This is a genomic window from Luteolibacter luteus (assembly GCF_012913485.1).
Taxonomy (GTDB): domain Bacteria; phylum Verrucomicrobiota; class Verrucomicrobiia; order Verrucomicrobiales; family Akkermansiaceae; genus Haloferula; species Haloferula lutea.
The window spans coordinates 1,760,064-1,781,600 of record NZ_CP051774.1 but is presented as its reverse complement, the minus strand read 5'-3'; the positions used below and the strand labels follow the sequence as shown (position 1 = coordinate 1,781,600).

General features: G+C 61.1%; 18 protein-coding genes. 11 read left to right on the top strand and 7 right to left on the bottom strand.

Annotation, left to right across the window (positions count from 1 at the left end; genetic code table 11):
- Nucleotides 1-42: 42 nt before the first annotated feature.
- Complete coding sequence (locus HHL09_RS07265) at nt 43-3,312, bottom strand: S41 family peptidase (RefSeq protein WP_169453908.1); 3,270 nt, start codon at nt 3,310-3,312, stop codon at nt 43-45.
- A gap of 142 nt (nt 3,313-3,454) precedes the next feature.
- Between HHL09_RS07265 and HHL09_RS07260 the strand changes: the two genes are divergently transcribed.
- The 5 genes from HHL09_RS07260 (at nt 3,455) to HHL09_RS07240 (ending at nt 7,924) form a co-directional block, all read left to right on the top strand.
- Nucleotides 3,455-4,270 (top strand): GNAT family N-acetyltransferase, encoded by an 816-nt coding sequence (locus tag HHL09_RS07260; RefSeq protein WP_169453907.1) that lies wholly within the window; start codon nt 3,455-3,457, stop codon nt 4,268-4,270.
- A 77-nt stretch (nt 4,271-4,347) separates the two neighbouring features.
- Nucleotides 4,348-4,530, top strand: coding sequence for a hypothetical protein (locus tag HHL09_RS07255; RefSeq protein ID WP_169453906.1), 183 nt, complete (start codon nt 4,348-4,350; stop codon nt 4,528-4,530).
- Between the two features lie 429 nt (nt 4,531-4,959).
- Nucleotides 4,960-5,856, top strand: a complete 897-nt coding sequence (locus tag HHL09_RS07250; RefSeq protein ID WP_169453905.1) for a class I SAM-dependent methyltransferase — start codon at nt 4,960-4,962, stop codon at nt 5,854-5,856.
- Nucleotides 5,853-7,250, top strand: a complete 1,398-nt coding sequence (locus HHL09_RS07245; protein ID WP_169453904.1) for an FAD-binding oxidoreductase — start codon at nt 5,853-5,855, stop codon at nt 7,248-7,250. The genes HHL09_RS07250 and HHL09_RS07245 overlap by 4 nt, the downstream gene beginning before the upstream one ends.
- On the top strand, nt 7,247-7,924 hold the full coding sequence (locus tag HHL09_RS07240) for a DUF6962 family protein (RefSeq protein WP_169453903.1): 678 nt from the start codon (nt 7,247-7,249) through the stop codon (nt 7,922-7,924). Before HHL09_RS07245 ends, HHL09_RS07240 begins: the two co-directional genes overlap by 4 nt.
- Here the strand turns inward: HHL09_RS07240 and HHL09_RS07235 are convergent.
- Nucleotides 7,865-8,527 carry a hypothetical protein gene (locus HHL09_RS07235; RefSeq protein WP_169453902.1) on the bottom strand — a complete coding sequence of 221 codons (663 nt, stop codon included), beginning with the start codon at nt 8,525-8,527 and terminating at the stop codon, nt 7,865-7,867. The two genes, HHL09_RS07240 and HHL09_RS07235, sit on opposite strands and share 60 nt — an antisense overlap.
- Before the next feature lie 75 nt (nt 8,528-8,602).
- On the opposite strand from HHL09_RS07235, the gene HHL09_RS07230 reads away from it, so the two are divergent.
- Nucleotides 8,603-9,460 carry a DUF1194 domain-containing protein gene (locus HHL09_RS07230; protein WP_169453901.1) on the top strand — a complete coding sequence of 286 codons (858 nt, stop codon included), beginning with the start codon at nt 8,603-8,605 and terminating at the stop codon, nt 9,458-9,460.
- The gene (locus HHL09_RS07225; RefSeq protein WP_169453900.1) at nt 9,457-10,224 is read left to right on the top strand and encodes a hypothetical protein; all 768 of its coding nucleotides are present in this window, start codon (nt 9,457-9,459) and stop codon (nt 10,222-10,224) included. The genes HHL09_RS07230 and HHL09_RS07225 overlap by 4 nt, the downstream gene beginning before the upstream one ends.
- A gap of 90 nt (nt 10,225-10,314) precedes the next feature.
- Here HHL09_RS07225 and HHL09_RS07220 read toward each other — a convergent pair whose 3' ends face one another.
- Together HHL09_RS07220 and HHL09_RS07215 are read right to left on the bottom strand one after the other, a co-directional pair.
- Nucleotides 10,315-11,010 carry a 3-keto-disaccharide hydrolase gene (locus HHL09_RS07220; protein WP_169453899.1) on the bottom strand — a complete coding sequence of 232 codons (696 nt, stop codon included), beginning with the start codon at nt 11,008-11,010 and terminating at the stop codon, nt 10,315-10,317.
- Between the two features lie 311 nt (nt 11,011-11,321).
- Nucleotides 11,322-12,329, bottom strand: a complete 1,008-nt coding sequence (locus tag HHL09_RS07215) for a pyridoxal-phosphate-dependent aminotransferase family protein (RefSeq protein ID WP_240963749.1) — start codon at nt 12,327-12,329, stop codon at nt 11,322-11,324.
- A 277-nt stretch (nt 12,330-12,606) separates the two neighbouring features.
- Here HHL09_RS07215 and HHL09_RS07210 point away from each other — a divergent pair, with 277 nt between their 5' ends.
- A complete protein-coding gene (locus HHL09_RS07210) occupies nt 12,607-13,068 on the top strand; it encodes an SRPBCC family protein (RefSeq protein WP_169453897.1) in 462 nt (153 codons plus the stop codon).
- Nucleotides 13,069-13,093: 25 nt separating this feature from the next.
- Here the strand turns inward: HHL09_RS07210 and HHL09_RS07205 are convergent, their stop codons facing one another.
- The gene (locus tag HHL09_RS07205) at nt 13,094-13,558 is read right to left on the bottom strand and encodes an EF-hand domain-containing protein (protein WP_169453896.1); all 465 of its coding nucleotides are present in this window, start codon (nt 13,556-13,558) and stop codon (nt 13,094-13,096) included.
- A 241-nt stretch (nt 13,559-13,799) separates the two neighbouring features.
- Here HHL09_RS07205 and HHL09_RS07200 point away from each other — a divergent pair, with 241 nt between their 5' ends.
- Both HHL09_RS07200 and corA read left to right on the top strand, forming a co-directional pair.
- Nucleotides 13,800-14,711, top strand: coding sequence for an outer membrane protein assembly factor BamB family protein (locus HHL09_RS07200; protein WP_169453895.1), 912 nt, complete (start codon nt 13,800-13,802; stop codon nt 14,709-14,711).
- A 471-nt stretch (nt 14,712-15,182) separates the two neighbouring features.
- Entirely contained in the window at nt 15,183-16,271 is a 1,089-nt protein-coding gene (gene corA, locus HHL09_RS07195) for a magnesium/cobalt transporter CorA (RefSeq protein ID WP_169453894.1), read from the top strand.
- A 265-nt stretch (nt 16,272-16,536) separates the two neighbouring features.
- On the opposite strand, the gene HHL09_RS07190 is transcribed toward corA, so the two are convergent.
- Together HHL09_RS07190 and HHL09_RS07185 are read right to left on the bottom strand one after the other, a co-directional pair.
- Complete coding sequence (locus tag HHL09_RS07190; RefSeq protein ID WP_169453893.1) at nt 16,537-17,913, bottom strand: Gfo/Idh/MocA family protein; 1,377 nt, start codon at nt 17,911-17,913, stop codon at nt 16,537-16,539.
- A 190-nt stretch (nt 17,914-18,103) separates the two neighbouring features.
- Nucleotides 18,104-20,674 carry a fibronectin type III domain-containing protein gene (locus HHL09_RS07185; RefSeq protein WP_169453892.1) on the bottom strand — a complete coding sequence of 857 codons (2,571 nt, stop codon included), beginning with the start codon at nt 20,672-20,674 and terminating at the stop codon, nt 18,104-18,106.
- A 285-nt stretch (nt 20,675-20,959) separates the two neighbouring features.
- Between HHL09_RS07185 and HHL09_RS07180 the strand changes: the two genes are divergently transcribed.
- Nucleotides 20,960-21,448, top strand: a complete 489-nt coding sequence (locus HHL09_RS07180) for a hypothetical protein (protein ID WP_169453891.1) — start codon at nt 20,960-20,962, stop codon at nt 21,446-21,448.
- Nucleotides 21,449-21,537 lie beyond the last annotated feature (89 nt).

Below are 21,537 nucleotides of genomic sequence, written 5' to 3'. Positions count from 1 at the left end.
ATCGTTTGCTTCGAGCATCATGGTGATTTCGTGGTTATAAGTTCACCTGCCCGTCTTATCCGGCCTCGCTGGCGGCTGCGGCACGGGCCTCGGATCCTTCGCAATCAGATCCTGCAAATGCTTCACCGCCGCCTCAAGCTGCGCATCCTTCCCTTGGAAAGTCTCACGCGGCGTGTTGTCCACGATCTCATCCGGCTCGATCCCCGTGCCCTCGATCAACCACTGGCCCTCCGGCCCATAGACCCCCATCTCCGCGGCGGTGCACATGCCGTTGTCGATGAGCCAGCGTTTCGAATCGAGCCAGATCTGGCCGCCCCAGGTGCGGGTGCCGATGACCTTGCCGATGCCAAGGCGGCGGAAGCCTTCGGAGAAGGCTTCACCATCGCTGGCGGTCCACTCATTGCAGATCACGGTGACGTGGCCGCGGAAGGCATACTGCATATTCGAGTAGGGCTGGCCGGCGCGCGGGGACCAATGGAACCAAGCCTTTCGCAAGAGACGGCCAAGGATCCAGGAATCGGTATTCCCGCCGCGGTTGTGGCGGACATCGATGATGAGACCCTGGCGGTCGAAGACCGGATAGAAGTTCCGCGCCCACTCAAGTATGCTCTCCGGGCCCATGGCGCGGAGGTGGACGTAGCCGATCTTCCCATGGCCCATTTCCTCCGTCTGCAAGCGGCGGGTGTATTCCCACTCCGAGTAGCGGAGGTCTGCGGCGGCTTCCGGCGAGAGCGGCTCGACGATGACATTGCGGCGGACGCCACCTTCCTTCGCGAGGACATCAAGCAAGACCTGCTGCCCGGCCTTCTGCTCCAACAACTGCTGAGGATTCTCGATCGGGCGGAGATCGCGGCCATTGATCGCGAGAATCACATCGCCCTCCTTGACCGCCACGCCGGGGCGGGCCAGCGGGCTGGTCTCGCCGGGGTAATCGGGATCGGTGGTGAAGACGTGTTCCACCTTCAGGCCACCGGAAACGCTATCCCGTGAGAAGCGTCCGCCGAGCAGCGAGGGCTGGATCGAGTCCGGGCCTTCGCGCAGATCGCCGAAGCGGACGTAGATGTGCAGCGCGCTGAGCTCCCCGGACATCTCATGCATGATCTCGCTCAGCTCCGAACGATCCGATACGCGGTCAACCAGCGGCTCATACTTCGCGCGGATGGCCTTCCAATTCACGCCGTGCATCGCGGGATCATAGAAGTAATCGCGCAGCATCCGCCAGGACTCATGATAGATCTGGCGCCACTCTTCCTTCGGGTGGATCTCGAAATTCCAGTGGCCGAGCGGCACGCTCTTCTCCAGCTTCGCCGGGGCCTCGCCATCGGCAGGGACCACGAAGAAGTCATCGCCCCGCTGCAGGGCGATCTTCTTGCCATCCTGCGAGAGGTCCCAGTCCTTTGGGTCTTCCATGAAGAGCTTCGGCTTCGGCGAGTCGTTGCTGATATCGAGCCGCATCAGGCGCGGCTTGCCCTCTTCGCCCGTGGGGCGGGTGGTGAAGAAGAGATGCTTCGAGGTGGCGACGAGGCCGGAGAGATTTCCGGAAACGCCGGGCACCTGATAGATGCGCGCTTGGAGGCCATCAGCATCGATATTCACCACCGGCGCGGCGGGCTTTTCTTCCTTCTCCTTGCCGTTCTCCTTCTTCTCCTCGTTCTTCGGTTCCGCGCTCAGTTCATTCGGCGGCTGGAAGGGGAAGCGGCCTTCCTTGGAAAGGGAGAGCGCGTAGATCTTCGTGCTCTCCGCGTAGAAGGGCTCCGGCTGGCGCGGGCCCCATGGGGACTTCACCAGCGACTTCAAATCGCGGTCGCTGAGGAAGTAGAGCCACTTGCCATCGGCGGACCAGGTGGGGGAGCCGCTGAGCGTGCGATCGCTGGTGGCATCGATGAGCTTGCCATCGCTGACGTGGTAGAGGCGGATCTTGCGGAAGGTATTCGGCGCGTTTTCGACGAAGGCCAGCCACTTGCTATCGGGTGACCAGGTGAGGTCATCGAAGCCACGGACCGGCGAGGTGCTGATCTTCACCGACTGCTTCGTTTCGAGATCCCGCGCCCAGAGTTCGAGGTTCTTGTCCTGCCACGTGATCCACTTGCCATCGGGCGAGGGGATGGGGGCGAAGCGGAAGATGGTGCCATCCTGCGTGAGCAGCTCCGGCTCGCCGACGCCATTGGCGGGGAGTTTCACCATCTCGATCTCGCCGGTTTCATCGGTCTGGGCGATGATCGACTTGCCATCGGGAAGGAAGCGGGCCTCGCGATAGCGGACGCCGGGATCGCGCGGGATCTCGACGAGGCGGCCGCCTTCCTTCACCGGTGCGACGAAGATGCTGCCGCGGGCGGTGAGCGCGAGCTTGTCGCCCTCCGGCGAGAGGCTGAAGCAGGTGAGGAAGTCGAAGGGCTTCTTCACCCAGCGATCTCGGGTCTGGTCGAAATCGGAAGGGAGCGTAAATGAGACCGTCACATCGCTGCCATCCGCGAGGGTGAAGAGGTGGATGTCCCCCGCGTGCTGATAGACGATGCGGCCCTCCTGGAGATCGGCATTCCGGATATCAAAATCGGTGTGATTGGTGAGCTGCTTCAGGTCTGCGCCCTCCGGAGTCATGGACCAGAGGTTCATGGTGCCGGAGCGATCACTGAGGAAGTAAACGCGGCCCTGCCACCACATCGCGTTCTTCGAGGTGCCGCGGAAATCGCGGGTGAGCGGCACGGCTTCGGCCGCGCCTTCATCGAAGCGCCAGAGATTCTGCACCGTGCCGCCTTCGTAGCGCTTGGTGCTGCTGCCCTGGAAGGGGAGGCGGGTGAAGAAGAGGCGCTTGCCGGTTTCGTCCAAGACGCCATCGCTGGCCTGGGCGAGGGGAAAGAGGGTCTCGGTGCCACTGGTAGGGTCGATGACCACGAGCTGGTCATTCGGCAGGGTCGAGTGGGCACGCGTGGCGCAGATCACCTTGCCATCCGGGGTCCAGCCGATGGGCACGGCGCCCTCGCCATACCAGGTGAGGCGTTTCGGGAGGCCGCCCTCGATGGGCATGATGTAGACTTCGATAGGGCCCTCGTATTGGGCGGAGAAGGCGACCTGCGTGCCATCGCGCGAGATGGTCGCGGAGTTTTCGATGCCGGGGTGTGAGGTCAGCCGCTGGGCCGCGCCACCTTTGACGGGTGCCTTCCAGAGATCGCCCTCGGCGGTGAAGACGATGGTGTCCCCGTGCAGGGCGGGTCCGCGGAAGAAGCCGGGGGCGGCGTGGAGCGGTGAAGCGGAAGCCGCCAGCAGGAGGGCTAGCCGGACGGAGGATGCGCGGAAGAGGGGACGGGTGAACATGGATGCACTGCCTTTACGTCATTCCGAGGGAGGTGGTTCCAATAAAAAGCGACCTTTTGGCGGGATTCGTGGCTTTGGGGGCCGGTAGATCCTTGGCCGCTTGTTCGGGGAGAACGGGTGTGCTACGAGGCACGCCGTCCGAATGCTAGGAAAGGTCACGAAAGCCTATGTGGCGCAGTATCCCGATCCGATCCGCTTCGGGGCCGGTGATGCCGTGCGGGTGGAGCGGGCGGACCCGGAGTTTCCCGGGTGGTTCTGGTGCAGCACTCCGGATGGCGGTGCGGGCTGGGTGCATGGTTCTTTCCTGGCGGCGCAGAGCGGTGACACGACGAGCCTGGTCAATTACTCCTCCAAGGAGCTGACGGTGGTGGGTGGTGAAGAAGGGGAGTCGATCCATGTGCTGGATGGCTGGGTTTTGGTGAAGTTGTTTCGCGGGGAAGTGGGCTGGATTCCGGAGGCGCATTTTGTGCATCACCCGGCCGAGGAAGCGGGAGCCGAAGCGGAGGACGGACCTTGCCGCATCGAGATGGTGCCGGACACGATGGGTGCCGATTGCGATCTGGTCAGGCAGTGGCTGCGGGAGTTCAACGTGCAGGCCAATCCGGAGTTCATGGCGCTGCTGGAACAGCCCGGTCATCAAGCTCTTCCGCTGGTGCTGCTTGCAAAGGTGGATGGCAAGGTGGTGGGAGGGCTTCTCGCAGAGACGCAGCTGTCGTGGCTGCGCATCTCGATCATGGCGGTGGACCCCAGGTGGCGTGCGTGTGGGATCGGTTCCGCCTTGTTGGAGGAGTCGGTCCGGCAGGCGCTAGTGCGGGGCTGCCGGCAGGCCTATGTGGACACGATGGATTACCAGGCACCGGGTTTTTATCAGTCGCAGGGATTTGCGGTGGTGGGACGGATTCCCGATTGGGACTCGCGTGGCCATGCAAAGCTGTATCTGACGAAGCGGCTTGCGTGAGCGGGTGGAGCGGAGCTGTGATGAATCCGGAGAGGCCTTGCTTGGAGAGCGGTGAGGCTTCATGCTCCGGCTGGATCATGAAGAAGGTTCTCTTGCTGGTGCTTGCTGCCGGTCTGGCGGTGGCGCTGGTCTCGCGCGGTGGACTTGCGTCGCGAGTGCAAAGTCAGGTGGATCGGGCCGCGGAGGACTGTGATCCGGCTGCGATCGCATTGGATCATGACGAGGGTGCGCTCGTTCAATTCACCGTTCTGCCCGATTAGACGCACGCGGGCTTGGTGAATTTGCCGGATGGCGAGAAGGTGAAGTTTTGGTTTCGTTCGCACCATCGGGCACCCGGCTTGAGCTACACGCGGTTCGATTTCGCGGATGGCGCGCGGACGTATTTCAAGGGCGGCTTTTGTTGCGAGGTGATGTTTCCGGAGGGGGAGGTGCGATCCCGGGGAGACCTGCTGGATTTCCTGGAAGAGCACCACGGGTCGAAGCCCTAGGGTCAATTGAGGGGAGGGGGCCGGTGTTTCGAAACATCGAGGAAATCGATGTTCAAGGCAGGATTTCCGATGACCCAATCCGGGTGGTTTCATCGCATGATCCGGTGAAGCGACCGCGGCCTGCCCTTGATGCTGGAAAAATAGCATATTGGGGGTTGACGGGTTGCTCGTCGCATGTGTTGTTTTTCTAGCATTTGAACGATGGACCATCGAACTCCGAGTGATACCGCCACACTGATTGCCCGAGGCACCCTGCTTTCGGCGCGCGATCCTGATCTCGCCGCGCTGCTGGCGCCGGATGAGGAGGAGTCGGTCCGCCGCATTCTGGGCGACCGGGCGAGCGGCGGGTGGTTTGGTTTCGCGATGGAGAACTCGTGGGCGTCCCGCGCACTGATGTTGGCGGAGCGATTTCTACTGGGAGGGATCTTCACTCACTACCTGGCGAGGAAGCGGTGGATCGAGAAGGAGGTGAGGCAGGGATTGGATCAGGAGATCCGGCAAGTCATCGTGCTCGGTGCGGGTTACGATAGCTTGGCATGCAGGCTGGCGGCGCAGTTTCCGGAGGTGAGCTTCATCGAGCTGGATCATCCGGCGACGCAGGCTTCGAAGCATGCGGCTCTGGCGGGTTGCCCGAACTTGCATTTCATGCCGGTCGATCTGGGTAAGACGATGCCAGCTGATGCGCTGGCGGCGTGTGCGGCTTTTGATGATAGCCTTCCTTCGATCGTGGTGGCCGAGGGGCTGACGATGTATTTCCCGGAGGAGAAAGTGGCCGGGATTCTTCGTTCCGCGGCTTCGCTGGCGGGGGAGGAGGGACGGGTGATCTTCACTTTCATGGAGCTTCCGGAAGACGGGAAGTTGTCCTTTCGCGGGCAGTCTCCCGTGGTTGCGTGGTGGCTGCGTTTGCGAAGCGAGCCGTTTTTGTGGGGCTGTAGCCGGGATGAGTTGCGCGGGTTTTTGAGGGCTTGCGGATTGAAGCTCGATGCCGTGGCCAATCACCGGGACCTGCGCTCTCGCATTCTTGCGCCACGTCGGGCCGCGCGTCTGCCTCTGGCCCGGGGTGAGTGTCTTTGCCTGTGCCATCCGCTTTGCTCATGAGCTCGGGAATCCTTTGTAATGATGTGCACTCGCGGCTGAATCCGGTGCTCGTCTCCCGTGTCCTGCGGCCTGCCACGACAGAGGAGGTCGCGGCGATTCTATCCGATCCGGAACATGCCCGGCAGCCGGTCTCGATCTGTGGCTCGAGGCATGCGATGGGTGGGCAGCAATTTGGCGAGGGGACCTTGCTGCTCGATCTGAAGGGATTGAAAGAGTTTGGTGGGATCGATCGGGACCACGGCTTGGTGGAAGCGGGTGCCGGGTTCACGTGGCCCGAGCTGATCCATGAACTTCACTCCCGGCAGGAAGGCGTGTCACCGGTGTGGAGCATCCGCCAGAAACAGACCGGTGCGGATGATCTTACACTGGGCGGTTCACTGGCGGCGAATATCCATGGCCGCGGCTTGAAGATGGCTCCGATCATCGGGGATATCGAAGCCTTTACGTTGGTCGATGCCGCCGGACGAATCCTTCGCTGTAGCAGGTCGCGGAATGCTGAGCTCTTCCGGCATGCGATTGGCGGTTACGGATGCTTCGGCGTCATCACTTCGGTGCTCCTGCGGCTGGCCCCGCGTTTGAAGGTGGAGCGGTTGGTGGAGATCACCACGGTGGATCGCTTGATTTCCACGCTGGAAGATCGGATCGCCGATGGATCCGACTATGGGGATTTCCAATTCTCGATTGATGAATGCTCGGGCGACTTCCTGCATCGCGGGGTGCTGTCTTCCTACCGGCCAATCGAGCAGTCACGCTCTATGGAGGAGGCGCAGGAGCTCGGGGCGGATGACTGGGAAGAGTTGATCCACCTGGCGCACACGGATCGGGCAAAGGTCTTCGAGGTTTATTCGGGGCACTATTTGAAGACCCGGGGCTCCTTGTATTGGTCGGACACGCATCAGCTCGGCGTTTATCTCGAGGATTATCATGTTCATCTGGATGAAAAGCTGGGTTCGGAGGTGGCGACGGAGATGATCACGGAGCTCTATGTTCCGAGGTCGCAGCTTGCAGTATTCATGGCCCGGGCGGCGGAGTTGCTGCGCCCGACCGGCATCCCGGTGATCTACGGGACGGTGCGCCTGATCGAGCAGGATCGGGAGAGCGCGCTCGCTTGGGCGCGCGAGTCCTTTGCGTGCGTGATCTTCAATCTTCACACCGAGCATCACGATGATGGCGTTGCGCGAGCGGCGGATGTTTTTCGAAGGCTCATCGATCTCGCGCTTTCCTTCGATGGGAGCTATTTCCTCACCTACCATCGTTGGGCGACGCGCGAGCAGGTTGAGCAGGCTTATCCGGGTTTCCGCGGCTTTCTGCGCGTGAAGGAAAAATATGATCCTGCGGGTCGTTTCCAGAGCGAGTGGTGGCGTCACTACCGCGATCTCTTCGCCATGCCATGACGCTTCACGAGCCAGCGACGTTCGTTACGGACCTCTTGCTTGCGGCACTGGGGCTGTGCCTGGCGCTCAAGCTAAGCAAGAGCGATCTGATATCGCCTGCGCGGCGCTGGTGGATCCGTGCGATGAGCTTGATGGCGGCCTCGGCTCTCGCGGGGGGATTTTATCACGGCTTCGCGCCGGAGTTTCCTATCCTGGAGCCGTGGTGGTGGCGCGTGGTTCTGTGGATCATCTGCGGCCTCGGCTTCGCGATTGGCATGAGCATGCTCCATGAACTTGGGCTTGGGAGCTTGCGCTTTTGGCGGATGGCGCTGGCTGCGAAGTTAGCAGCCTTTGCCATCGCGGTTTTCTTCAAGCCGGAGTTCGTCGTGGCGATGGCAGACTATGGTTCCGCGATGATTGCCTGGCTCATCGCCGCGATTTGCGTCCGTGCCTCGTGGCGGGCCCCCATGCTGGCTGGCTTGGGGCTTTCGATCTTGGCAGGAGTTATCCAGCAGACGCAGTGGAAGCTACATGCGCGATTCAATCACAATGACCTGTTTCACGTGATCCAAGCGATGGCTTTGATTGCCTTCTATCATGCAGGAAGAAGGCTCGGTCCGGAAAAGAGCGGCCGCTTAACGCGCGGCGGTCTCGCTGTTCTTCGCGCGGATGATGCGGACCGGTACCACACTTGAGGCGTCCTCGAGCATGCGGCGGCGGGCCAGCAGGCCGACCTTTGCCTGATCGGGTGGTGTCCAGTCGGCACCCGCAGCCACGCTTTCGGCGGGAGAGAGCAGTGCAGGGGCCAGCTTTTCCAAGGCGGGTGCGAGCTTGTCCATTTCCTCGCGGGTGAAGCGCTGGAATACGGGTTCGCGGAAGCTCACGATGAGGTCTCCTTCGGCGGTCGGCTCAGGAATGAAAGGCGTGTTCGGGTCCGCGCAGGCGGAGAGCTTTCTCTTTGCGTCGGCCAATGGATCGGAACTCGGTTCGTTCACCACCACGCAAGTGCCGCGGCTGAAAACCACGAAGGTGCGCGCGGCGGTCACGTGCTGCGCGCAGAACTTCACCAAGTCGTCAGTGGAGACGGCAGCGGGTGCCTCTTTCCCGCTATCTTGCTCAAGAGAGGTCCGGATCTTCGCATCGTTCGCGGATAGACTCTTCTGTGCGACCGGTGGTGGCGTGTGATTCGGCACCATGACGGCCACGGCGAGGCCGAAAGAACCTGCGAGAAGCAGGGCGATGCCGAATGCGATGCGGGAAGAGAAGGGAGTTTTTGAAGCCTCGCGGGGGTTAAGCATGATTTAATTTTTAAAATTATTGACGTTTAGGCAAGCTTAAGTTTTTATCACGGCGCTCTCACCCCAGTCACACACATGAAGACAGCGACCTTCTCAAGTCGCGGCGCTTCTCTACGAATCCGGATTCTGGCGTTGTCCCTTGGCATCGCCTTGGCCGGATTGTATTCGAAGGCCGAGGCTATCTCCGTTGATAGTGAAATAGTCTTGCTCGTGGACGTCACGGATGCAGGACTAAACAAGCATGATTTCAGGGATGTCATGAACGGCTATGCCGCTGCCATGACCAGTTCCCAAGTCCTTGATTCCATTGCTTCCGGTTCCACGGGACGAATAGCCGTCTCACTGGTTTTTTATGGAAATTCCACGACTCAGTCCGTGGGCATTCCTTGGATGATGATCAGCAATGTCGCCGAGGCGCGGCAATTTGCGACGATCGCCCAGAATCTCGCGCGGCCCTTGTCGATCGCTTCGCCTTCGCTCGCGGCGGTTATTGACTTGGCGACAAACCACTTTGGCACGGAAACCGGCGGCAGTTCGAACGGCTACGAAAGCGCCGTGCAGATCCTCGAGGTTGCCGCTGCCAGTACTCCGACCAATCCGGCAGCGGTCAAGCAGGCTCGAGACGAAGCGCTGGCCTCCGGTGTGGACGTGATCAATGCAGTGGCGATCGGGAACAACACCAAGACCATCCAAAGCTTCTTCCAGACGAATGTGGTTGGTGGCGAGTTGGCAGGCCACGCCGGCTCCACGACCACCACGAAGCTGAACAGCTTGGATCTTTTCCTCGCCAGCAATCTCGGCAAGAGCATCCAGGATGGTGGCACGGTATCGACCTCGGTGCCGGAGCCTTCGAGTGCCTTGCTGATGTCGTGCGCGGGTTTTCTCCTTTTGCGCCGCCGTCGTGCGGGAGCCTCTAACACCGCCGGAGCATGAAACCCATCACTCTCCGTGCGGCAGTTCACAAGCTGGTCTCTCCCCAGGCCGTACTTGATCGCGAGATCTCGGAGAGAGTAGGCCAGGAAATCCTGCGCCAGACGCTGGAGCCGGGGGCTTGGGCCACGGCTTTGGCTGTCAGCGGCGGAAAGAAGCAGGATGCCTTGGCGGCGTATGCCCGGCTCCGGATCCAGCATCTTTCGTCCGAGCGGAAAAACCAGTACGCGAAGTCCCAATCCTTCGAAGCGCGCCGGTTGAACACCTGCCTCGGCATCAAGACGGTGCAGGACCTCCTCAATCGCTCGAACCGCGGTGGCCGCCTCAACCTGATCCGGCCGAAGCTTTCGCTCACCTGGCTGATGATCCTGTTGATCGGATCCACCGGTTCGATCGCCTGCCTGGCTCGCTTGTTCGCGAATGTCATGCCCGGGCGATCGGAGCATTGGCTGCTGATGTCAGCGCCCTTTCTGGGTACTGGCGTGGTGCTTGCTGCCTTGATCTCCCGGTTGCTGCTTCCGAAATCATGGGTCATGCAGGGCTGGAACACCGGCCTGTATCTTGCAGGGACCGTGGCTTGCTTCGGCTCGCTCTTTTTCGGGGCCAAGGTCGTGGCCCGCACGCCGCCCGCCGTGATCGACCAGATGGTGCGCCATAGTGCTCCCGCTACCCCTCGCCCCCAACTGGTGAAGCCCAAGGCCGCGCCCGTTCTGGTCAAGGGCAACCCCGGTTCCGCGATGGCGCTTTCCGGGAAGGAAGAAGAATAGTCCATTTCCACACACACACACCGAACACAGAAAGGCCCGCCGTAATGGCGGGCCTTTCACTTGTTATGAAGATGATCCGTAAGCGGGTGCTTACAGCTTCTTGATGCGGATGTTGCGGAAGGCGACCTTGTCACCGTGGTCTTGGAACACGATGTGGCCCTTCTTGGCCTTGTTGAAGAATTCCCAGCCCTTGAACTTGGACTTGTCGAGGGCGGCCTTGAACTCGGGGCTTTCGGTATCCACGTCGGAGGTCACATTGCCATTGAGGTAGAGGGTCACCTTGGTGCCTTTGATCACAATGCGGGTTTCATTCCATTCGCCGACCGGCTTGGACCATTCGACCTTGCCCGGGTAGATGTCGTAGAAGCATCCGGCGATGTTGCCCTTCTTGGTTTCGTGGGCGTACTTGTGGCCCGGTTTGTCGAAGGAATCGAGGATCTGGTACTCCGGACCGCTCACCCAAGGGTAGTCGTGGTCTTCGGTGGAATGCCACATGATACCGGAGTTGCCTTGGTCAGCGATCTTCCACTCGCAGCGGAAATCGAAGTCGGCGTAGTCGTCATCGGTCACCAGATCGCCACCGCCGCCGGCGGTCAGGGTGATGGCGTCGTCCTCCACCTTCCACTGTTCCTTCGGTTCCTTTTGCTTGTAGGTGTGCCAGCCCTTCAGGGACTTGCCGTCGAAGAGGAGCTTGAAGTTCTCCTTTTTCTCCTCGGGACTGAGGGTGTTCGGTTCAGCGGCGAATGCGGGAATAGCCACGGCGAGCAGAAGCAGTGCGGTTTTCATGAGGTTCCAATGGGTATCGGTTCTAACGGCGGGATCGGGGCTCGGGTTTAGCCGGGAATGCTTCTCCTGGCGTTTTGAACAGCCAAGGAGAGTGTGACCAGACGCTTGCGCGAGGTTTCTCCCGCTACAAGGGATGACTTACTGCCATGTCCGGGCGGCAGAAGCCCCGGGACTGTCAGCGGCTCCGCGAAGATGTCCTCTTTTTCGAGGACAGGGCTGCTTGGGAGTTGGCGTGAAAACAAAGAAGGGAGGGCTTGGATGCCCTCCCTTCCTCAGGTCCCCGCATCATACGGGGATGAATGGTTGCCGGCTCAGCCGAGGACGTCGTCCATGGCGTCGATCAGCTCCTGCATGGTGGCTTCGGTTTCGTTGCCCATGTTGGAGATGCGGAAGGTGGTTCCCTTGATCTTGCCGTAGCCGCCGTTGATGAGGAAGTTGTGCTTCGTCTTCAGGTTCTTGATGAAGGCGGAGAGGTCGAAGCCCTCGGGGGTCTTGAAGCAGGTCAGAGCGGTGGAGCGGTAGCCTTCCGGAGCGAAGTGCTCGAAGCCGTGCTTGGCGCCCCAGGCGTGGATCATCGCGTTGGTCTTGGCGTGGCGTGCGAAGCGGGTCTCGAGGCCTTCCTTCTCGATCTCACCGAGGATGTACTGCAATCCGTAGAGGATGGAGATGGCCGGGGTGGACGGGGTGTTGTTGGCGGCGGCGTTTTTGGCGAACTCCACGAAGTCGAAGTAATAGCCGCGGTTCGGCGTGCCTTTGACGCGCTCCATGCCCGCTTCCGAAACGGCGAAGACGCAGAGGCCGGGAGGCAGGGCGAGTGCCTTCTGGACGCCGGCAAGCATCACGTCGATGCCATTGGCATCCATGTCCACCGGCACGGTCGAGAGCGAGGAAACAGTATCCACGATCAGCATGGTGTCCGGGAAGGACTTCACCACCTTAGACACGGCAGCGAGATCGCTAAGGACGCCGGTGGAGGTTTCGCTATGGATGAAGGTCACGGTGTCGAAGCCACCTTCGGAGAGTTTCGCGCGGACCGCCTCGGGGTCGATCTGCTGGCCCCACTCGACCTGCACGGAGTCGGCCTCGTAACCGCACTTCTTGGCGACATCGAGCCACTTGTCCGAGAAGGCGCCGCAGCAGAGGCAGAGCACCTTCTTGCGGGCGAGATTGCGGAGGGCGCCTTCCATCACGCCCCAAGCGGAGGAAGTGGAAAGGAAAACGGGGCGAGAGGTGCCGAAAATGGCTTGGAGGCCGGGCTGGAGCGAGGCGTAGAGGGCTTCGAACTCGGAGCCGCGGTGACCGATCATCGTCCGCGACATGGCGGCGAAGGTTTCAGGCGAAACGTCGATGGGGCCGGGGCTAAACAATTTTGGCGAGGACATCGGCGGGGACGGTAGGCGGGGGGCACGGGTAGCCAAGTGCGAAGCGCGACAATCCGAGGGCAAAGGGCTAATTTCTAAGGGCCAATTTTCAAACGGGAGCGAGCGGGCGAGCTGCAAGCGTGCATCCGGGCAAATCTCCCACGTTTCGCGAATGCGGATCCTTCGGCACCGGCTGGTTTGAAATATGAGTGCTTAGGAATTAGTCATTTGGCCGATGCTTCATTCCCTCGCCCGCGAGCAATTCCTTCCGATCCCGCTTCAGGAAGCTTGGGATTTCTTTTCCTCTCCGCGGAACCTGGATGCGATCACCCCGCCGGATCTGGGGTTCCGGATCGTTCACTGCCCGGCGGAGAAGATGCACGAGGGGCAGATCATCGAATACCGGGTGAAAGTCCTGCCCGGACTGTGGGTCCCGTGGGTGACTGAGATCAAGGCGGTGGAGGAGCGGCGCTGCTTCATCGATGAGCAGCGTTTCGGCCCCTACAAGTTCTGGCACCACCGGCATCTGTTCGAAGCGGTGGAAGGCGGGGTGAAGGTCAGCGACCTGATCCACTACATGATGCCGCTGGGGCCCTGCGGGGCGATCGCGCATGCGGTCTTTGCCCGCCGCAAGCTGGATCGGATCTTTGAATTCCGCCGTACAGAGTTGGAGCGACGGTTTGGCCGTCGCTCCTGAAATTCAGAACTTTCTGAAAAATGAATCAGAGCGGGAAGCGGCGGATGCCGAACTCGCGCGGGCTGAGACCGCCATTGTCGTCCTTGTCGCGCTTGTCGAAGGAGCGGATCGCCTTCGGGTAGGCCACGCGGGGCGGCAGGGTGTCGATGTACTCGTCCGGCGAGAGCTCGTCGTCATCGTTGAGGTCCGCGGTCAGGAAGATATCGAGGCGGGAAGCCTTGCCGTTGGTGGTGCCTGCCTTGCTGGCGCGGAACTCGTTCAGGGAGATTGCGCCATTTTCGTCGGTGTCCGCACGGTTGAAGCGGAAGCGGCTGTAAGCAGCGCTAACCCGCTTGCCTTGGGTGGCTTGGAACTCGAGAGGGCTCAGTGCGTTGTTGTTGTCGATGTCAGCCTTGAGGAAGCGCTTGTCGAGCTTGCGGGTGCCCTGAGCGTGGGCACTGGTGGCGGCCAGCGGCAGGGCGACGAGGCCGAGGAGAAGCAGTTTGGTCATCGAATTACTTAAGAAATGTTTAGGAGTTCCAAGGTAGCGGCCCACTGGCGAGTGTCAAGAAAGCCCGCCTAACAGCTAGGCGGGCGCGTTGAGACTCGGGAGAAGGCAGCGTGCCGGGAGAGACGTGTTTTCCCGGTGTCCTATTCATCGTCCCGTGACTCGCTATTTGTTTGAAAAGGGGAACGCATCCCGCATGTAGATCACAGTCCATCTGCCAAACCCGGAAACTTTCCATCGCACCATGAACCGCCTCTCGATCCTCGCCCTCGCCGCCCTTTCGCTCGCTCCGCTTCAGGCCCGGGACGTCCTCCTGCAGGGAAAGGGGAAGCTCGCCCTGTGGCGTGATGGCAAGGTGGCTTGGGAGATGCCATGGGGCGGGATCCATGACATCCACCAGGGCAAGGACGGCCTGATCTATGTCCAGAAGGACATGCGCGAGGTCTGCGGGATCGACCCGAAGAAAAAGGAAGTGGTGTGGAGCTACGACTCGACGAAGAGCAATGGCAACGAAGGCAAGCGCCTGGAGGTCCATGCCTTCCAACCGCTTGAGGGCGGGAAGATGATGATCGCGGAAAGCGGCGTCGGCCGGATCATCGAGATCGATAAGGACGGTAAGCTTTTGAAAGAGGTCACGCTCAAGCGCGAACACCCCGATGCCCACCGCGACACGCGTCTGGCGCGCAAGCTCGACAACGGGCACTACCTCGTCTGCCAGGAAGGCGACGGGACAGTGCGCGAGTATGATGCCGAGGGGAAGGTGGTGTGGGAGTATGCGGTGCCGATGTTTGGCAAGGAGCCGAAGGACGGCCATGGCCCGGAAGCCTTCGGCAACTGCACCTTCAGCGCGCTGCGCCTGAAGAATGGCAACACGCTGCTGACGACGGGCAACGGTCACTCGGTGCTCGAGGTGACTCCGGCGAAGGAGATCGTCTGGAAGATCGAGCAGAAGGACCTCGAAGGCATCACGCTCGCATGGGTGACCACGCTGCAGATCCTGCCGAATGGCAACTATGTGATCGGCAACTGCCATGCGGGTCCGGGGCAGCCGATCCTGATCGAGCTGGAACCGAAGACGAAGAAGGTGATGTGGAAGCTGGATGGCTTCGAGGAGTTCGGGAACGATGTCTCGAACAGCGTGGTGACGAAGCCGTGAGCGGGAGGGGAGGGCGAAGATCGAGCGCCAACGTGAAGAGGGTGGTCCGGGGTGCGGAATTGTGCCTCGGAGGCCCTTGGCGGAGCCGCCTGTTATGCCTGTTAAAACAGGGAAATTAACAGGCGGTACGGGATGCGGGGGGAGCTTGGGGAGGCCGAGGAGGGGGCCGGGATGGATGGGGTTGATCGGAGGTGCTTTTTGGGTTTCGCCCAATAGGAGTCGAGGTGCCAGTGGCATTTGCCGGGGCGGTTCGGGTGAGGGGTGAAGGGGCGTCCGGGAGCATGGCGTCGTGGAGTTTCGCGCATGCTGGCGGTTACTTTCTACTGCCAGTGTGGATGAAAAGGCGGAGGGGGAGGGAAGAGGGGGGGCGTTCGGCGATCGGTGCCACGGAGGTCGTTTCCGGCACGCTGGGGTGGCTGGTCATTGAGAGGGCCGCTTGCACCCGGCGGCGCAGCCGCTAGGCTGTGCGGCATGTTGAAGCGCCATTTCGCGCCGGGTGCCTCTCCCGCGACCCTCGTGCCTCACACGGAGGGAGAGGGAGCCGTGAAGCCGAGGATCCATTTGCTCGAATACGATGCGAACAGCTTCGCGGAGCACGAGGTGACGGAGTCCGCCGATCTGCTGGCGCTGATCGATGCGGGGAAGATCACCTGGATCAACATCGACGGGTTGGGTGACATCGATGCGCTTGAGCTACTGGCCCGGAAATACGGGCTGCATCCGCTCGCCCTGGAGGATGTGCTGAATACGGGGCAGCGCCCCAAGGTGGAGGAATTCCAAGACCATCTCTTCATCGTGGCGCAGATGGTCTATCAGGATGCGACCGAGTGCATCTGCGGGGAACAGGTGAGCATCTTCCTGGGGAAGAACTACGTGATCACCGTTCAGGAGGAGCCGGAGTACGACGTCTTCAATCCGGTGCGCGAGCGCCTGCGCGCGGGCCGCGGGAGCATCCGCAAGTCGAAGGCGGACTACCTTGCCTATGCTTTGCTCGACTCGATCATCGACCACTACTTCCCGGTGCTCGATGAGCTGGGACGGTCGATCGAGGATCTGGAGGACCAGTTGTTGGAGAATCCGGAGCGTTCGATGGTGCTAAAGCTGCATGAGCATCGCAGGAGCCTCACTCAGCTCCGCCGTTACGTCTGGCCGTTGCGCGATCTGGTGAACGGCCTGCTCCATGACAATTCGGGGCAGATCAAGGCACCGACGAAGGTGTTCCTACGGGATTGCTATGACCACACGGTGCAGCTGATGGACTTCGTGGAAAGCTACAAGGAAATCACCACGGGCCTGATGGAGCTTTATCACTCGAGCGTCGGGCTGCGGACGAACGAAGTGATGCGGGTGTTGACGGTGATCACCTCGATCTTCATCCCGCTGACTTTCATCGTGGGGGTCTATGGGATGAACTTTTCCCAAGAGCCGCCGGACAACAAGACGATGCCGCTGAACATGCCGGAGCTCTACAGCCCGCACGGCTACATCGTAGTGATGGGAGTGATGCTGGTGATCGCGGTCGCGCAACTGGTATTCTTCAGAAGGAAGGGGTGGTTGTAGAGGCCGGGCTGCGAGAGTTGGTGCCGAGAGTTTGGACAGAGGTTGCAGAGAGGATCACGGAGGGTGAAAATTGGATGGGGTTTCTGGGCTGATTCCCGCAGGGCTTCCGGGAGGAAGCGGTCCGCGTTATGGTGCTTCAGAAAGCGCCACTCCGGCGGGGCTGTCGAAGCGAGGCGGGGGCGCGGTCCCGGGGGATGAAAAGAAACGTGCCCCGCTTTGTTAGGGCGGGGCACGCTTTGAGGTCAGCCTTGAGGAATCGTTTTGCCTAGAAGCCGGGGCGGTTGTCGCGTTTGACGAACTGGGCGGCTTCGGGGCAGTTGGGAGACTTCATGCCGGGGCCATCCCATTCCATCTTCACGCCTTCGCCGACGCGGAGGGCGATGCAGCCGAGGAGGATGATTTCGGTGAGGTAGCCGGCGATGTCGAAGTTCGAGTAGGCAGGGGTGCCGTCCTTGATCATCTGGAACCACTCTTCGTTGTGGCCCGGTGAGCGGGGGATGGATTGGGGCACGGCCTTGGCAGCGGGGTGCTCATTGCCGTCGGTGAAGGTCTTTTCGCCCTCGAGCTGGATGAGGAACTTCGCGCCGTAGTCGTCCGGCGAAAACAGCACGCCCTTGTCGCCAATGATGAGGCAGCCGCTTTCGGGGAGCTTGCCCATGAGGGCGACGACGTCCTTCACGATATTCGGATAAGGGCGCAGAGGCTTGAACTCGGCATTCGGCGCGCCGTCGTACCACCAGAACTTGAGCGGCGGCAGGCCTTCGCGCTCGGGGAACTCGAAGCGGATGCGGGAAGTGAGAGGATAGCTTTCGCCGTAGATGCGGGAGGCCATCTCGCACTCGACGACGGTGGGGTAGCCGAGCTTCAGCGCGCGGAAGGGCATGTTCACCGTGTGACATGCCATGTCGCCGAGAGCACCGGTGCCGAAGTCGGTCCAGCCGCGCCATGCGAAGTCGTGATAGGCCTTTTCCACGTAGGGGCGCTCCTTGGCGGGCCCGAGCCAGAGGTCCCAATTCAAGTAGTCCGGCACCGGGCTGGAGCCCTTGGGGCGATCCATGCCTTGGGGCCAGATCGGGCGATTGCTCCAGACGTGAAGTTCCTTCGGCGCGCCGATGACGCCAGCCTGGATGACTTCGACGGCGCGGCGGAGGCCATCGGCGGCGCTGCCTTGGTTGCCCATCTGGGTGGCGAGTTTCTTTTCCGCGGCGATGCGCTTCAGCTCGCGGGCTTCCCAGACGGTCTGGGTCAGCGGCTTCTGGCAGTAGATGTGCTTGCCCATGCCCATGGCCAGCATCGCGGCCGGACCGTGCATGTGGTCGGGGCCGGAGATGGTCACGGCATCGATGGAAGAGCCGAGTTCTTCCAGCATCTTGCGGTAGTCGGCGAAGCGCTTGGCTTCTGGAAACTTTTCGGCCTTCTTGCCGAGGAAGCGGGCATCGACATCGCAGAGGGCGACGATATTTCCGCCGCAGCGTGCCGCGTCATCGGTATCGCTGCTGCCTTTTCCTCCGACGCCGATGCAGGCGACATTGAGGCGGCTGTTCAGGTTTTGGCCGCGGACGATGGCGGGGAAGCCGAGCAGGAGACCTCCGGCTCCGATGCCGGTTCTTTGAAGGAATTGGCGACGATCAAGAGATGACATGGCGGATTTTGGGTTCGTGAGAGCGGGGTTCTTCAGGTGACCCCGCGGAAACGAATCCACGGGGCAGGTCAACGCGGATACCTTTTCCCCGGAGATCGTCTTTCGAGCGATCAACAAAATCTCCGACAGCGCCGGAGTGCCGGTGCGGGGTGCAGGCGGGCGATCCCTGCATGCCGGGCGCAGCTTTGGGTCAGGGGGCCGCTTCCTCCACCCCGATGCGGAAGAAGGTCTTTCCGTTCTCCGGGGTGAAGGGAAGCATCCCTGACCGGGAAACGATGATTTCGCGGACGGGATTCGACGCGCCTCCACTATATCCATCGTAGAAGCCGAAATCCTCGCCCGTGTCACCCAGCAGTTGCGCGGGCGCACCGCCCTTGCTCCGGGCGATCTTTTCCCAATTCACCAAATCGGTGGAGGCTTCCACATGGATGTCGATCGCCTTCTTACGCGCGTCCGCAACGAAGCTCACCTCGAAGTTGAACCAGCCTCCCCAGCCGGGGTCATAAACAAGATCGGAGCTGGTGGTGACGAGCTTGCGGGGATCCCGGGCGAACGGGTTTCCACCCAATGCGTATTCCACTAGGTTGCCATAGCCGTCGTGGTCCGGGTCCGCATCATCCGCCCCATCGCCTTCACCATCGCGGGATCCGAAGGTTTCCATGCGCCACAGATCCAGGTCGTGGAAGGTAGTGGAGGAGGCCGTGGCGAGTTCCGAGAGTCCGGCATCGGTGATGGCTTGTACGGCGAATTCGTAGCCTGTCAGAGGAAGCAGTCCCTTGATAAGCCGTGAGCTCTCCGATGGGGAACATGGCAAGGCGGAGGGGAACCACTGGTGGGTGCCGGCCTGACGATGGTAGAGCTGATACCCACGTGCCGCCGGGTGGGCGAGCCATGTGACGGTAGAGCTCTCCGCAGCGACTCCGGCAGGAGCAGCAGGCAAGTCCCCGTCGTTACGGAACCTGACGAATTGGTTTCCGCCAACGATCACCGTCTTTCCTTCGCCGTGGCAGATCGAAAGGCCTGCAAAGCCATGCTGCGGGGTGACTTTCAGGGTGCCTTGAGCGGGCAGCGGGGTGATCGTGGTGGAGCTTGCATTGATGAAGCGGCTGCCATCGTGGGTCATATCCCCTCCAACACCGGATGATCCTCCATCAAGATTGTCCAGCGGTGTCCATGCGAGCCCGTCCGACGAGCGATAGCCGGAAGAACCGCCGGCGAGGAACATCGAGTCGGCGTAGATGATGCCGGTGAGAGCTGCCGGCGGCTCGATGTCCGCGCGTGTCCAAGTCACTCCATCGGGAGAGCTGATGATTTCGCCTGCGTTACCAGACTCCCGCTCGCCGACGGCGACGAAGAGACCATTGCCATAGGTCACAGCGGCCAAGATTCCGCGTGCGTTCGAAGTCCGGGCTGTCCACGCGATACCATCCGGTGAGGTCAACACCATCGGCGAGCCGTAGCTGCCGCCGACGGCGACGAATACCCCGTTGGCGAAGATCACATCCTTCAGGTTGTAGTTGCTCGGGTTCGGGCGTTCGGTCCAATTCGTGAGATCGGTGGAGGTGAAAAGGGTAGCATCGCCGGATGCCGCTTCACCCACGCAGACCCAGGTCCCATTGCCATGGCAAACCGAGTTCAGATGTCCCGGGGCGGCGTGTCGCAAGCTCCAATGCAGGGCATCGGGAGAGCTCCAGATGACGCCGGTCCACTCGAAGTCGTCCCGCTTGCCCACGGCCACGAAGGTGTCTGCCGCGTGATGGACGCCGAAGAAGTTCTCGACGGCCGGGCTCGTGTAGACGGCCTGCCAGAGGAAATTGTCACCGACGATCGCGCTGCCATTGAAGCCCATCACGATGTAGCGGCTGCCATTTCTTGCGACCCCGAAGAGGCCGTCGTTTCCAGATGGAGATGAGATGGCCCGTTTGCTCCAGAACTCGCCAGAAGAGGTACTGGTATGAAAGGCATCATCGGAGGTGAGAATCATCCGGCTGCCATCGACCAGGATGCGATCCATCCGCTCGAAGGTCGAATGTTGGGTAAGGATGATCGGAGTCCAAGTGAGGGCATCCAGCGACGAGGCGCAGGTGCCCCAGAGGCTGAGGCAGTAGAATTTCCCGGAGTCATAAGTGATATCGCGCGGGAAATCGAAGTCGAGGTTGGTGAGCTTGCGTTCCCATGAGAGGCCGTCGCTGGAGACGAAGGTCTGCTGATTCGGGAAGGGGACCACGAATTGACCGTTGGCGAAGACGATGGCGGCGGCATCTGCCAGCAGGCTGTTTGTGGTGAACTTCCCGGCGGTATCGAAGGCGGTCCAGTTCAGGAGATCGGAGGAAGTGAGAAAGAGCGGGGCGTCGCCGCTGCCGTCATTCGTGCCGGTGACAACGAAGACGCCGGTCCCGTAGGCGATGTCCCTCAGGTCGAAGGTGCTGCCGGAGTTGCGGATCTCCCAGGCGATGCCATCGGTCGATGTCAGCAGTGCACCATTGTCCCCGCAGGCAACGAAGCGGCCGTTCGCATGAATGACGGTATTCAAGTGCTGCCTGGTAAGGACGGGACGACAGGTCCACGCGACTCCATCCGGAGAGGTGATGATTTTTCCGGAGAGCCCGACTCCGACCCACAATCCGTTTGCATGGACGAGGCCTTTGGTGGGGGTCTTGGGAACCTGATGCATTCCGATCTGCCAGCCTTCCTGTGCGTTCCCGCGGGGGGCGAGTAGCAGGGTGATGAAGGTTGCCAGGAACAAGAAGTGGAGGGACATAACTTGAGGATGGAGCCGTGCATACCAGTCCTCGGAAAGGTGGAACAAGGGAATTGCCCGGCGTCAGAGCTCCCCCACGAGAATTTCACGGACTCTCCATTTTGCGGAGATAAGTGCACTTCGGGATGTCTTCGATTGAACCGCAGAGGGAGTCCTGCTCAAAGAGTGCGTGGTGGGACGACCCGGTAGTGCGGGTGCGTCCATCCCTCTCCCTGTTCGCCCAAAGCCCCAATGAGTCCTCAGCTCGCATTCACCCGGTTGCGTCTCCCGTGGCCTTTTCTTTTCATGGCCCTGTTGGCGCCGGTGCATTCCGATGAGCCGACGACGCCGAATATCCCGATCCATCCGCGGATCGAGGACGCCTATGCGACTTTCGAAGCGGACAACGGGATCACCGGAGCGGGTGCGGATGCCGATTCGGACGGAGACGGGATTCCGAATGGCATCGAGTTTGTGATCGGAGGAGATCCGAGCGGCCCGGACTCGGATTCGAATCATTTGCTGCCGACGATCGGCGATACGGATCCCTTGTATGTGGACTTCATTTTCCGTCGTACGGATGACTCCGCGGCATCGGATCCCTTCGTGCAGTATGGCTCGAATTTGACGGGCTGGACGAATGCCGAACCGGGAGTGCCGACTGAGACGCCGGTGGTGATCGATGAGACAAATGATCACTTTGGTACCGGGATCGATCAAGTCACGGTGCGCATTCCGCGGGTGCTTGCAGATGGGCAGAAGCTCTTCATGCGGCTGCGCGTGAACATTCCCTGAGGAGAGCTTGGTGATTGGATTTCAGAGGTCGCCAAGGATTTCCGGGCGGCCTTTTTCGCTGGGAAACGATCTGACTATAAAGATGATTT